This window comes from Pseudomonas sp. SDO55104_S430 (assembly GCF_054070595.1).
On sequence record NZ_JBSVXG010000178.1, the window covers coordinates 1 to 12,185 of the forward strand.

Annotated in this window: 12 protein-coding genes; 5 read left to right on the top strand and 7 right to left on the bottom strand. The window is 62.3% G+C overall.

The features are described from left to right. The first annotated feature begins 116 nt into the window (after nucleotides 1-116). Nucleotides 117-1,331, top strand: coding sequence for a cytochrome c biogenesis protein DipZ (locus ACW9JE_RS23365; protein ID WP_457434086.1), 1,215 nt, complete (start codon nucleotides 117-119; stop codon nucleotides 1,329-1,331). Between the two features lie 116 nt (nucleotides 1,332-1,447). Here the strand turns inward: ACW9JE_RS23365 and ACW9JE_RS23370 are convergent, their stop codons facing one another. After that, a complete protein-coding gene (locus ACW9JE_RS23370) occupies nucleotides 1,448-2,413 on the bottom strand; it encodes an AraC family transcriptional regulator (protein WP_457434087.1) in 966 nt (321 codons plus the stop codon). A gap of 192 nt (nucleotides 2,414-2,605) precedes the next feature. Here ACW9JE_RS23370 and ACW9JE_RS23375 point away from each other — a divergent pair, with 192 nt between their 5' ends. Then, the gene (locus ACW9JE_RS23375; protein WP_457434088.1) at nucleotides 2,606-2,875 is read left to right on the top strand and encodes a DUF4242 domain-containing protein; all 270 of its coding nucleotides are present in this window, start codon (nucleotides 2,606-2,608) and stop codon (nucleotides 2,873-2,875) included. A 37-nt stretch (nucleotides 2,876-2,912) separates the two neighbouring features. Beyond that, nucleotides 2,913-3,725 carry a class I SAM-dependent methyltransferase gene (locus ACW9JE_RS23380; RefSeq protein WP_457434089.1) on the top strand — a complete coding sequence of 271 codons (813 nt, stop codon included), beginning with the start codon at nucleotides 2,913-2,915 and terminating at the stop codon, nucleotides 3,723-3,725. Nucleotides 3,726-3,868: 143 nt separating this feature from the next. Here the strand turns inward: ACW9JE_RS23380 and ACW9JE_RS23385 are convergent, their stop codons facing one another. Then, nucleotides 3,869-4,255 (bottom strand): DUF488 domain-containing protein, encoded by a 387-nt coding sequence (locus tag ACW9JE_RS23385; RefSeq protein WP_457434090.1) that lies wholly within the window; start codon nucleotides 4,253-4,255, stop codon nucleotides 3,869-3,871. Nucleotide 4,256: 1 nt separating this feature from the next. Beyond that, nucleotides 4,257-4,979, bottom strand: coding sequence for a phosphatidylcholine synthase (pcsA, locus tag ACW9JE_RS23390; RefSeq protein WP_457434091.1), 723 nt, complete (start codon nucleotides 4,977-4,979; stop codon nucleotides 4,257-4,259). Nucleotides 4,980-5,230: 251 nt separating this feature from the next. Here pcsA and ACW9JE_RS23395 point away from each other — a divergent pair, with 251 nt between their 5' ends. Beyond that, nucleotides 5,231-5,977, top strand: a complete 747-nt coding sequence (locus ACW9JE_RS23395; RefSeq protein WP_457434092.1) for a tellurite resistance TerB family protein — start codon at nucleotides 5,231-5,233, stop codon at nucleotides 5,975-5,977. 124 nt (nucleotides 5,978-6,101) lie between these two features. On the opposite strand, the gene ACW9JE_RS23400 is transcribed toward ACW9JE_RS23395, so the two are convergent. Further along, entirely contained in the window at nucleotides 6,102-6,551 is a 450-nt protein-coding gene (locus ACW9JE_RS23400; RefSeq protein ID WP_457434093.1) for a cupin domain-containing protein, read from the bottom strand. A gap of 185 nt (nucleotides 6,552-6,736) precedes the next feature. Here ACW9JE_RS23400 and ligD point away from each other — a divergent pair, with 185 nt between their 5' ends. Then, on the top strand, nucleotides 6,737-9,352 hold the full coding sequence (gene ligD / locus ACW9JE_RS23405; RefSeq protein ID WP_457434094.1) for a DNA ligase D: 2,616 nt from the start codon (nucleotides 6,737-6,739) through the stop codon (nucleotides 9,350-9,352). Between the two features lie 142 nt (nucleotides 9,353-9,494). Here the strand turns inward: ligD and ACW9JE_RS23410 are convergent, their stop codons facing one another. The 3 genes from ACW9JE_RS23410 to ACW9JE_RS23420 all read right to left on the bottom strand — a co-directional run bounded on the left by ACW9JE_RS23410 (nucleotide 9,495) and on the right by ACW9JE_RS23420 (nucleotide 12,060). Beyond that, a complete protein-coding gene (locus ACW9JE_RS23410; RefSeq protein WP_224535007.1) occupies nucleotides 9,495-10,169 on the bottom strand; it encodes a DUF3313 domain-containing protein in 675 nt (224 codons plus the stop codon). A 46-nt stretch (nucleotides 10,170-10,215) separates the two neighbouring features. Then, nucleotides 10,216-11,484 carry an OmpP1/FadL family transporter gene (locus tag ACW9JE_RS23415; protein ID WP_457434095.1) on the bottom strand — a complete coding sequence of 423 codons (1,269 nt, stop codon included), beginning with the start codon at nucleotides 11,482-11,484 and terminating at the stop codon, nucleotides 10,216-10,218. A 174-nt stretch (nucleotides 11,485-11,658) separates the two neighbouring features. Further along, nucleotides 11,659-12,060 (bottom strand): hypothetical protein, encoded by a 402-nt coding sequence (locus ACW9JE_RS23420; protein WP_457434096.1) that lies wholly within the window; start codon nucleotides 12,058-12,060, stop codon nucleotides 11,659-11,661. Nucleotides 12,061-12,185: the final 125 nt, after the last annotated feature.

The following is a 12,185-nucleotide window of genomic DNA, read 5'->3' on the forward strand; positions in this document are numbered from 1 at the left end:
GACGCCAACGATAACGCTGTCAGCCTGACGCCCCGCGTCATCGTTGACCACCATCGCGAGCAAGCTCGGCTCCTACAGGGGGATGTGTCGCCCTCCAAATCTATAAAGGTGAACCCATGTTCCTCATCGCTTTCCTGGGCGGCATTCTGACCGTCCTCAGCCCGTGCATCCTGCCGGTCGTGCCGTTCCTGTTCGCCGGTGCCGACCGCAAGCGCTCGTCGATCCTGCTCACCCTCGGTGGCATGGCCCTGACCTTCGCCCTGGTTTCCAGCCTGGCCGTGGTCAGCAGCGAGTGGGTGATTCAGGCCAGTAACGCCGGCCGCCATGTGGCCCTGATCGTGATGGTGCTGTTCGCCCTGTCGCTGATCTCCGCCCGGGTCGGTGACTGGCTGGCGCGGCCGTTCGTGGCGCTGGGCAATCGTATCGACCCCAACAGCCGCAAGGTATCCGGCCCCGTGGGCTCGCTGTTGATCGGCGTCGCCACCGGCCTGCTCTGGGCGCCGTGCGCCGGGCCGATCCTCGGCGTGATCCTCACTGGCGCCATGCTGCAAGGCGCGAACGCCGGCACCAGCCTGTTGCTGGTGGCCTACGGTCTGGGCAGCGCGTTGTCCCTGGGCGTGCTGATTTTCACCGGCCGCGGTCTGGTCAATCGCCTGAAACCGTCTATCCCGGTCACCGGCTGGCTGCGTCGCGGTGCCGGTGTGGCCGTCCTGGCCGGTGCGGCGGTGATCTCCACCGGTGCCGATAGCGTGCTGCTGGCCGGCACTTCCTCGGAAGGTCTCGGCAAGGTCGAAAAAGGCGTACTGGAAACCGTACCGAAAGTCGTCGACTACTTCGTGAGCAAGGCCAAGGCCGAGCCCATGGGGGCCATGCCATCGCTCAATGGCGCCGTGGAGTGGATCAACTCGCCGGCCCTGACCAACGATTCGCTCAAGGGCAAAGTGGTGCTGGTGGATTTCTGGACCTTCGATTGCATCAACTGCAAGCACACCCTGCCGTACGTGAAGGACTGGGCGAAGAAATACGAGAAAGAAGGTCTGGTGGTGATCGGCGTGCACACCCCTGAATACGGCTTCGAGCGCATCATCGACAACGTCAAGGACAAGGTGAAGGAATACGGCATCACCTACCCGGTGGCGATCGACAACAACTACAGCATCTGGCGCAACTTCGATAACCAGTACTGGCCTGCGCACTACCTGATCGACGCCAAGGGTCAGGTCCGTTACACCCACTTCGGTGAAGGCCGCTACGACGATCAGGAACAGATGATCCAGCAGTTGCTGCAAGAGGCCAAGGCTGACGCCAAGGCCGCCACACCCGCGGCATAAAAACTGTAGGAGCGAGCTTGCTCGCGATGGTAGGTCAGACACCGCGGGGAACCAGACCCCCCGTGTTATCGTTGACATCCATCGCGAGCAAGCTCGCTCCTACAGGTGATGGTTTTTCAATGCATCGCAACTGCCTGGGTCCGTCGCCACGCCGCTGGCGGTACGCCGTATTCGCGGCGAAACGCGCGGCTGAAAGCGGTGTCGGTCTGGTAACCCACTTCTTCGGCGATGCGGATCAGGGAACTGTTGCTGCTGCGTAACAGGTTGGCCGCCAGCAGCATGCGCCATTGCGTCAGGTATTGCATCGGCGAGACCCCGACCAGTTGCTGGAAGCGTTCGGCCAGCACCGAGCGCGAGGTGGCGGCGGTGCGGGCCAGTTCATCCAGGGTCCAGGCGTGGCAGGGCTTGCCGTGCAGGGCGTTGAGCGCGGCGCCGACGATCCGGTCGCCGACCCCCGCCAGCCAGCCGGTGCGGCCCTTGCCGTGTTCGTGCATGTACAGGCGCAGGACTTCGATGAACAGCACCTCCGCCAGTTTCGCCAGCACGCCTTCGCCGCCGGGCCTGGGCGAGCGGGCTTCGGCCAGGGCGTAACGCACGGACGACTCCAGCCACATGCCGGCGTTGGAACCGCGCACATTGACCCGCACCACCGACGGCAAGCCGGTCAGCAACATCCCCGCCAGCCGCGTATCGCAAGCCATGTAGCCACACACCAGCCGGGTTACCGCGCCGCCGCCGCCGTAGCGCAGCTGCTGTGGCCGTCGCGCGAGGATTTTGTCCAGGCGTCCACCGGTGGCAGGGGGCAAGCCCGGCTTGGATGTCTTGCGATGGCCGTCGCCCTGGGGGAACAGCACCACGTCGCCGGCCGTCAGCAGCAGCGGCGGTTCGTCGCCCAGTTCGACGTAGCACTCGCCTTCGGTGATCAGGTGAAAGATCACCACCTGCTCGGCGTTCGGCTCCAGAAACGGTGCGGCGGTGTCGGCCCTCGGCGATTGATAGCACCAGGGCGCGGTGAACCGGGCATTAATGAAAATGGCGCCGGCCAGGCGAACGACACGAAGGGTCTGTGACAGGGCATCCATAGTCATTTCCCGAATAGCGACTGTGGGTGAGAAGCCTGATTGTGAGCCTGTCTGGGCCAAGCATGAAATCTCCGGACGATCGGACAGTCCTCGCCGACGATCGGGCAGGACGCAGGCAGCACAGCGGAGCGATAGTTTGCCCACAGGGTCGCCACCGATCCTGTCATCAATAACAAGAAATGAGAGGTTGCCATGCCGAAGTTCGTCATTGAGCGCGAGATTGCAGGTGCTGGAACACTGTCAGAAAGGGATCTGAAAGCCGCTGCGCAAAAGTCCTGCCGGACCTTGCGCGAACTGCCAGAAGTGCAGTGGCTGCAAAGCTATGTCACCGGTGACAAGCTGTACTGCGTGTACATCGCCCCCAGCGAAGCCCAGATCCAGGAACATGCCCGCCAGAGCGGTTTCCCGGCCAACCGCGTGTCCCAGATCACGTCCATCATCGACCCGACCACGGCAGAATAAGCCGGGCGGCGTTCCAAACCGCAACGGAGCGGAATTCATGAGTACACCCATTGATCTCAATGCCTTGAAAACCCGTCAGATGGCCGCGTGGGCCAGCGGCGACTATGCCGTGATCGGGACCACCCTGCAGATCGTCGGCGAGGAACTGGCCGAGGCCTGCGACCTGCTGTGCGACGAGCAGGTCCTCGACGTCGCCGCCGGTAACGGCAATGCCACGCTGGCCGCCGCACGCCGGGGCTGCCTGGTGACGTCCACCGACTATGTCGGCGCGCTGCTCGAACGCGGCCAGGAGCGGGCGAAAGCCGAGCGCCTCAACGTCACTTTCCAGGAGGCCGACGCCGAAGCACTGCCATTCGCCGATGCCAGTTTCGACGCCGTGCTGTCGACGTTCGGCGTGATGTTCACGCCGGACCAGCCCAAGGCTGCCGCGGAACTGGCCCGGGTCTGCCGGCCCGGCGGACGGATCGGCATGGCCAACTGGACCCCTGAAGGCTTTGTCGGCCAGATGTTCAAGACCCTCGGCAAGCACATGCCACCGCCACCCGGCGCGCAACCGCCGTCGCAGTGGGGCACTGAAGCCTGGCTGCACTCGCAGTTCGACGAACGGGATTTCGTGGTGCAGGTGACGCGCAAGCTGTTCACCTTCCGCTATCGCGATGCCGCGCATTTCATCGACACCTTCCGCAGCTGGTACGGCCCGGTGCACAAGGCCTTCGCGGCGCTGCCACCGGAAGGCGCCAAGGCGCTGGAACAGGACATGACCGAACTGCTCAACCGCCTGAATCGGGCGGGCGACAAATCGATGGTGGTGCCGAGTGAGTATCTGGAGGTGGTGATTACAAGGCGTTGAGACCAGCCTCCTGTAATGCACAAAACCAATGTGGGAGCGGGCTTGCTCGCGAATGCGGTGGATCAGTCAACATTGATATCGACTGACACTCCGCCTTCGCGAGCAAGCCCGCTCCCACATGGGATGTGTGGTGCGTGATTGATCTAAATCACCTTCGCCCCACGCGCTTCCAGTAGTTCGCGCAGCACCGACCGGTGACAGTGCGCCTCTTCCTCGCAATAACAACCCACCGCCAGGCTGGTGTGATGGGAGAGGGCGGCCAGCAAGTCCAGCAGCTGGCTGGGAGCGGGGTGGTTCATTTCGGCCTTGAACTTGCGCTTGAAGCCGTTCCAGGCCTTTTCGTCTTCAGCCTCCTGTGCCTCGTGGACCAGCTCCGCGCTGGGGGACAGCAGCGGCTGCCACACATCGTAGAAATCCCTCGAGGCGAACTCGGCTTTCGGCACGCCACGGGGCGGGCGGCGCACCGTGCCCAGGCGCAAGCCTTCGTCGGGTGTTCTCGTAGAGCCGAGACGGACGATATGAATCGGCATGTCATTTAAGCCGCGAATCGTCGAACCACTCCAGCGCCGTGCGCCAGAAGCAGATCCCGAGAAAGTACGCCGACATCAACAGCCAGAGCCCCATCACCAGTGGATTGATCACCGGATGGTTGATCACCAGCGACAGGCTGCACAGCAACCAGATCGCCGTCACGGCAATGTTGATCGGCATGAAGCGGCGCACGCGGAACGGGTGCAGGAACTTCATTCGGGTCAGGGTCAGCAGGGCCAGGCCGATCACAGTCATCAGGGTGATCCACGGCGACGGCGCGATGATGTACAGGCACAGGGCGACCACGTTCCACGCGGCGGGAAAGCCCTGGAAGTAGTTGTCCTTGCTCTTCATGTTGACGTTGCAGAAACAGAACAGCGACGACACCAGTATCAGCGACACGGTCAGCAGCAGCGTGTACTCCGGCAGCGGCACGTAGCGATAGATGAACAGCGCCGGAATGAACACGTACGTCAGGTAATCGATCACCAGGTCGAGGATCGAGCCGTCGAAGCTCGGCAGTACCGACTGCACATTGACCTTTCGCGCCAGCGCGCCGTCCAGGCCATCGACGATCAGGGCCACGCCCAGCCACAGCAGGCAGGTGGTTGGCTGGTTGTCGAGCAGGGCGAGGGTCGCGAGGAAGGCGGTGACCACGCCGGTGGCGGTAAAACCATGGGCTCCCCACGCTTTGAGCCTGGCGATGTGTAGAGTCGTTATCACGGGGGCGTTCTCCAGAAAGTGAAGCAAGCCAGTCATCGCCTTGATGGACAAAGGCGGCGGCAAACCGGGTCGGGTTGCAGGTATCGACCGGGTATCCGGGAATAAGGTTCACCACCTATGAATCTTAGCTGCGCCGGGGGAAAAGGCTGCGGATAAATCTGTGCGGGGCGTCCGGCCGGACGGTGGTAGCACATTCGGCGGGAAAAGCTATCGTTGATTGATTGGATCCACCCACCGAAGAGGACGTCGTCATGAACACCAGCGATCTGCTCGAACAATTACTGCGCGGCGGCCAGGGCGCGATGTCGCAGCGAGGCGGTGGCGGGGCACAAGGCGGGCTCGGTGATCTGGGCGGATTGCTCGGAGGCCTGTTGGGCGGCGGTGGCGGCATGGGCGGCGGCGCTGGCGCCGGTGGCATGGGCGGTTTGGGCGGTCTGCTGGGCGGGTTGCTCGGCGGAGGTTCGCCGATGGGCGGCCAGCGTCAGGGTCGCTCCGGCGGTGGCACCAACTATGCCGCGCTCGCTTCGCTGGGGATGATGGCCTTCCAGGCGTATCAGGCCTGGCAACGCAGCCAGGCCCAGCAACAACAGCAGGCCCCGCAACAGGCGATGCGCACGGTGGACATGCTGGCAGGTCCCGAAGTCGAGGAACACAGCCACGCGATCCTGCGGGCATTGATCGCCGCGGCCAAGGCTGATGGCCGTTTCGACGATGCGGAAAAACAGATGATCAACGCCGAAATCGCCCGCCACACCGACGACCCGCAATTGCAGCAGTGGCTGGACGATGAAGTCGCCAAGCCGCTGGATGCTGCGGAGGTCGCACAATCGGCCAACGATCCGGGCATGGCTGCCGAGATGTACCTCGCGAGCGTGATGCTGGTGAATGATCAGGCGGATGCCGAGCGCAACTATCTGGATGAGCTGGCGGCGGCGTTGGGCATCGATCCGGATCTGCAGGTGCATCTGGAGCAACAGGCGCGAGGCGGGGCTGCTTAGGGTGTGAAGACTGTAAGAATCGGTTTTCTTCGAGGACGCATTCGCGGGCAAGCCTCGCTCCTACAGGCTCAGCGTCAATCCTGTAGGAGAGAGGCTTGCCCGCGAAGAACGATAACGCGCTCGCTCAGTCAGGCGACGAACCCGGCTTCGGCACCAGGAAGGTCACGCCATACCGCTCGGCCACCTCGAAAATCCTCGGCAAATCCTCCGGCACCTTGAACTGGTCCATCGCGGTGAAAAACTGCCCGCCCCGAGGATCGGACACCACGCCGATCATCTTCGCGGTGGCGCTGACATTCCGGTAGGCATGAATCGTCCCGCCGGGGATATGCACATAACCGCCGGCCGACACGGTGGTCGCCTTGCCTTCCACCGTCACTTCAACCTCGCCGTCGACCACATAAAACGCCTCGTCCCAGGGATGAAAATGCGGGGGCGGGCCGCCGCCTTGCACGCCTTCCTGAATGTGCATTTCAAAGGGCTTGCTCATATCTCCGCCGGCCAGGACGGTGATTGCCTCGCCCACGACCTTGACCGGCGCTGGCGGGGCTTCGATGACGTGAACCGTGCGCATGATTGTTCTCCGGAGGTTACGCGGCACCCGCTGATTGTAGGCGCCTGAAACGCCGATGGCAGCCGCTGCGCCGGCCCGTCTGTCCGGGGCTTTTCAACGTTGATGGAATTTTCCCCCGCGCAGCTCGCTCTGCTGAGAAAGAGACGCGTCTATTGCGCGTCCTGCAGCTTTGAGCGGGGTGAGCCATGAACAAGGACCTGGATGACTACAACCGCATGCGTGATTTTTCTGCGACGTCGGAGCCGGCCGCCGTCAAGCCTTCGGGAAAGAGAAACGCCAAGGACCATGCCTTGCAGTTCTGCATCCAGAAACACGACGCTTCGCGGCTGCACTACGATTTCCGCCTGGAGCTCGACGGCGCCCTGAAAAGCTGGGCGGTGCCCAAGGGGCCGTCGCTGGATCCCACGGTCAAGCGCCTGGCGGTGCATGTCGAAGACCACCCGATCGATTACGCCACCTTCGAGGGCAGCATTCCCGAAGGGCATTACGGTGCGGGGGATGTGATCGTCTGGGACCGCGGTGTCTGGGTGCCCCAGGAAGACCCGGCCAAGGCCTACGCCAAGGGCAAACTGAAGTTCGAGTTGCAGGGCGAGAAGCTCGCCGGCCTGTGGAACCTGGTGCGCACGCACATGCCAGGCAAGCAGGAGCAGTGGTTTTTGATCAAGCATCAGGACGGCGCCGCCCGGCCACAAAGCGATTACGACGTGGTCGCCGCCGAGCCCGACAGCGTGCTCAGCGATCGCAGCATCGTCGCCAAGACGCCGAAAGCGGCAAAACCGGCGAAACCCAAAGCCATCAAAAAACCGGCCAAGGCGGCGCGCCCGGCCAAATCCGCGCAACTCACCGGCGCGCACAAGGCAAAACTGCCGGATCAGCTCAAACCCGAGCTGGCGACGCTGGTGGAGCGGGCCCCGGACGGTCAGTGGAGTTATGAGGTCAAGTTCGACGGCTACCGGATCATGGCGCGTATCGATCACGACGACGTCAAACTTTTCACCCGCAACGGCCACGACTGGACCCACAAGTTGCCGGAACAGGCCCGGGCGCTCGCGAGCTTGGGCCTTGAATCGGCCTGGCTCGACGGCGAAATGGTGGTGACCGACGAGCAGGGCGTGCCGGACTTCCAGGCACTGCAAAACGCTTTCGAGGCCGAACGTAGCGCCGGGATTCTTTACTACCTGTTCGACCTGCCATACCTCAACGGCGTGGACCTGCGTGAAGTGCCGGTGGAGGAACGACGGGCCGCACTGGCGACCGTACTCAAGACGTCGAAAGACCCGTTATTGCGCTTCTCCGATGCCTTTGCCGAAGACCCGGACGCCTTGCTCAACAGCGCCTGCCAGATGCGCATGGAAGGCCTGATCGGCAAGCGCCTGGGCTCCCCGTATGTGTCGCGGCGCAGCAGCGACTGGATCAAGCTCAAGTGCAAGCATCGGCAGGAGTTCGTCATCGTCGGCTTTACCGATCCCAAGGGTTCGCGCAATGCGTTCGGGGCTTTGTTGCTGGGACTGCATGACCGTGACAGCGGCGAATTGCGTTATGCCGGCAAGGTCGGTACCGGCTTTACCGAGGCCACGCTGCGCACGATTCATGAACAGCTCAAACCCTTGCAGACGAAAAAGCCGGCGGTGGTTAATCCGCCCTCCGGTGCCGAGTTCAAGTCGGTGCATTGGCTCAAGCCACGGCTGCTGGCGGAAGTGGCCTTTGCCGAAATGACCAAGGAGGGTTCGGTGCGACACGCGGTGTTCCATGGGCTGCGTGACGACAAACCCGCGAAAGAGATCACCGAGGAGCGTCCGAGCACCGTGAAAACCTCAACTGCGAAAAAGCCTGCTGCTACGAAGAAAGCGGCTGCCGCAAAACCCTCCGCCGCGCCAAAGAAGACCGAACCCGCGCCGTCCCAACTGGGGCTGGCCGAGGGCAAGGTGCGCATCACTCATCCTGAGCGGGTGATCGATGCCAGCAGCGGCGCCACCAAAATGCAATTGGCCGAGTATTACGCCAGCGTGGCCGAGTGGATCCTGCCGCAACTCAAGGACCGCCCGGTGGCGCTGGTGCGCGCGCCGGACGGGATCGGCGGTGAGCTGTTCTTCCAGAAGAACGCCGAGCGCCTGGCCATTCCCGGCATCGTCACCCTCGATCAGGAGCTGACGGGCCAGCCGATGATGGTGATCAACAGTGCCGAAGCCCTGGTGGGTGCGGTGCAGATGAGCACCGTGGAGCTGCACACCTGGAACGCGACTTCGGACAATCTCGAAAAACCCGACCGCTTCGTCCTCGACCTCGACCCGGATCCGGCGCTGCCTTGGAAACGCATGGTCGAGGCGACCCAGCTGACTCTGACGGTGCTCGATGAACTGGGGCTAAAGGCGTTCCTCAAGACCAGCGGCGGCAAGGGCATCCATCTGGTGGTGCCGCTGACCCGCAAGCTTGGCTGGGACGAGGTCAAGGATTTCAGCCACGGGATTGTCAGCCACATGGCGAAGATGCTGCCGGAGCGTTTTTCAGCGGTGTCCGGGCCGAAGAACCGGGTCGGGAAGATCTTCATCGACTACCTGCGCAACGGCCTGGGCGCCACCACCATCTGCGCCTACGCCGCCCGCACCCGCGAAGGTTTGCCGGTGTCGGTGCCGATCTTTCGCGAAGAGGTGGAAGAGCTCAAAGGTGGCAACCAGTGGAACATCCACAACGTCCACGAGCGCCTGGCGGAAGTGGGTGACGAGCCTTGGGCGGAGATGAAAAAGACCCGGCAGAGCATCACCGCCGAAATGCGGCGCAGGATCTCAATGAAGAAAACCTGATTCATTGTGGTCGATCACCCAACCATTGTAGGAGCGAGGCTTGCCCGCGAAGAGGCCGGCACATCCAACATCAATGTAGCCTGACAGTCAGCCATCGCGAGCAGGCTCGCTCCCACAGGGTATGGATGTACAGTCGCTACGGTTACTTGATGAAGGCCTGGAAGTCGCTACCCAACTTGTCGATCGCCGCCTTGAAATCCTGGGCGGTGACTTTCTGGCTTTCGTTGGAGAGCTGCTTGCCGAACACCTTGCGCACTACTTTGGCCACGGTCTGGTTGTTTTTCGCGTCGATGAACTCGGCCTCGATGAACAGCTCGGTGTCCTGATCCCGGTGACCGGTGGCGGCCTGGGTTGCACCAACCACTGCGGCGATAGGCACCACTTCATACCATTGCATGCCTTCGTTCGAAGCGCTCACCCCGGTGATGGCTGCGCGCATGATCAGGGTTTTCGAACCCGCCGGCGCCGCGCTCGGACTGCTGACCACTCGATACTTCTGACCGAGGGTGGTCTTGGCCTTGTTGGTCATGTAGTTCTGGATGTCATTGAGCGTCTGCTGGTTGACCCGCTCATTGGGCTTGGGTGCCGGGTAGAGTTCCAGCTTGTTGAACGCCACGGTGTCATAGGCATTCGGGTTCCACGAAGGGCTCACCCAGCGCATCGCGGTACCGCCGCTTGGCGTGGAGACTTCCTGCAGGTTGTTGTAGTTGGACAGGTAACCGGAGTATTGCTCCCGCTCGGTGACTTTCGAGGTGCAGCCACCGAGCAGAAGCCCGGTCAGTGCGGCGCCGACAAGCAATTTTCGCGACAGGTTCATAGTGCTGGTTGCTCCTTGGTTTAAATCGTTTTCAAGTCTTGGGTCATCAGAAACGCCAGGTCATGTTTCCGGTCAGTGCTTGAATCCAGGAGTTGTCGAATTGACCGGAAATTCGATTACCGGAAAGAGATTTACTCTGGTCCACCGGCATGTCGCCCATCCAGATCATGGCCCAACTGACGTTCACGTCGGTGTCCTTGTCCAGAGCATAGGTGGCCCCTGTCGCAATGCGCCAGGATTCGGCCATCGGGATGATCACCGAGCGCTTGCTGTCGGAAACCGCACTGCTGTCGTAAGCCACGCCGACGTTCCACAACAGTTGTTCGGTGGCCTGGTATTGCGCGCCGAGGGACAGGTGCCAGGTGTCCTTGAAGCCGGCGTCGACATTGGTCGAGCGCGAATCGTTGGCCGAGGTATCGACCTCCACGCCGATATCGCCGAACTCCGACCAGTCCTGCCAGTTGAGCGAGGCGAGCAGGGCCCATTGCTGGTCCAGTTGCTGGAAAAGGCTCAGGGTGACGGTTTGCGGAACGGTCATGTCCAGTTTGGTGGTGGTGCCATCGAGCCGATCCAGTAGCGGCCCGTTGCCCTTGATGTCCAGACCGTCCTCGAACTCCAGATCCACCTTGCTGGTGTAGGTCAGACCGATGCGAGTGCCGGGCTGCGGCGCGTAGATCACCCCGACATTGGCGCCGAAACCCCAATCCTTGTCCTTGTATTTGAACTGGCCGTCGGCGCGATCAGTGAGGCCGAAAGGCGAGCGGTCGATGGCGGTCTGCGCCTGGAGCATGCCGTACATGGCCCTGACGCCGATGCCCACCGTCCATTGCTCGTTGAAGCGATATGCCACGCTGGGCACCATCGACAACCCGAGCAGGCTGGAATTCTGCGAGAAGTAACGCCCCGACCAGTCATTGTCGTAATTGACCGCCAGGCCGAAATCGCCGTACTGGCCAAAACCCACGCTCCAGTGATCGTCCAGTTCATGGCTGACGAAAAAGCTGCCGCCATACATCGGGTCCAACGCATTGCCGCTGCCGGTGCCGGAGACATTGGTGTCGTCGTCGCGATTGAACTTGATGTCGCCGTAAAGCACCTGCAAACCCGCGGTGATCTGCGTGCCTGGAAGGTAACTCATGCCCGCCGGGTTGCTGGCGATGGTGGAAGGGCCCTGGGCACGAGCAGCGGCGCCGGCGTTGGCCAGGCCGGCATTATCGGTGGCGATTTCGTAAAGCATGATGCCGCCGGCGTGCGCTTGCTGGCTGCACAGGGCGAGCAGGGTAAGGGTGGGCAGGGTCGCTGTTTTTGTCGGCATTGGATTACCTCAAAGACAGTTGGATGACGATGTGCAGGCGGGCTGGATTGAGCCTTCGAGACAAACTCCCGTGGCCATCGTTATTTATTGGATCCCCCGCGAAAGAGCGTAGGTTTGAATTGGGAAAAAGCCAGTCTGGGAGGTGATCGATGCAGTTGCGCCGGTGGTGGACCGTCAAGCATCGCGCAACAGGTCGTTGGCGTTGAGCACCGCAAAGGCGATTTCCGGGGATTTTTCCATGGCGCGGCGGATGGCGGCGGGGATCGAGGCGCGGGTCTTACGGCACAGGCCTGGCAGTTCGCCGACCTGGATGCTGATACCGCGCATGGTGCGCACTTCGTTGAAGCCGGGGGCGATCTCGACGCGAATGCCCAACTGGTCGAACATCCGCCGTTGCACGTGCTCAAGGTCCTGGAAGCTCTGCAGATTTTCCAGGCGCTCGATCAGGCGCTTCTCTTCGTTGCGGGTCAGAAACAGGATGCGCACGTCCGCTCCCGGTGTTTCCAGCAACGGGTCACGCCCGCAGTCGCAGGCACCGGGCGGGCAGGGTTGGCGGATCGGCGCGGAGGTGGTCATGGGGATCAATCATAGAGCGCTGGGATCGGGTTTGCCCATAGCCATTCGCGACCGACGCGGATCAAATGTGGGAGCGGGCTTGCTCGCGAAGGCGGTGTGTCAGACAAGGTGATGTCGACTGACAC

Excerpts from the sequence above, each read along its gene's own strand:
- ACW9JE_RS23365 (WP_457434086.1), top strand. The coding sequence starts at position 117 with ATGTTCCTCATCGCTTTCCTGGGCGGCATTCTGACCGTCCTCAGCCCG.
- ACW9JE_RS23370 (WP_457434087.1), bottom strand. The coding sequence starts at position 2,413 with ATGGATGCCCTGTCACAGACCCTTCGTGTCGTTCGCCTGGCCGGCGCC.
- ACW9JE_RS23375 (WP_457434088.1), top strand. The coding sequence starts at position 2,606 with ATGCCGAAGTTCGTCATTGAGCGCGAGATTGCAGGTGCTGGAACACTG.
- ACW9JE_RS23380 (WP_457434089.1), top strand. The coding sequence starts at position 2,913 with ATGAGTACACCCATTGATCTCAATGCCTTGAAAACCCGTCAGATGGCC.
- ACW9JE_RS23385 (WP_457434090.1), bottom strand. The coding sequence starts at position 4,255 with ATGCCGATTCATATCGTCCGTCTCGGCTCTACGAGAACACCCGACGAA.
- ACW9JE_RS23395 (WP_457434092.1), top strand. The coding sequence starts at position 5,231 with ATGAACACCAGCGATCTGCTCGAACAATTACTGCGCGGCGGCCAGGGC.
- ACW9JE_RS23400 (WP_457434093.1), bottom strand. The coding sequence starts at position 6,551 with ATGCGCACGGTTCACGTCATCGAAGCCCCGCCAGCGCCGGTCAAGGTC.
- ligD (WP_457434094.1), top strand. The coding sequence starts at position 6,737 with ATGAACAAGGACCTGGATGACTACAACCGCATGCGTGATTTTTCTGCG.
- ACW9JE_RS23410 (WP_224535007.1), bottom strand. The coding sequence starts at position 10,169 with ATGAACCTGTCGCGAAAATTGCTTGTCGGCGCCGCACTGACCGGGCTT.
- ACW9JE_RS23415 (WP_457434095.1), bottom strand. The coding sequence starts at position 11,484 with ATGCCGACAAAAACAGCGACCCTGCCCACCCTTACCCTGCTCGCCCTG.
- ACW9JE_RS23420 (WP_457434096.1), bottom strand. The coding sequence starts at position 12,060 with ATGACCACCTCCGCGCCGATCCGCCAACCCTGCCCGCCCGGTGCCTGC.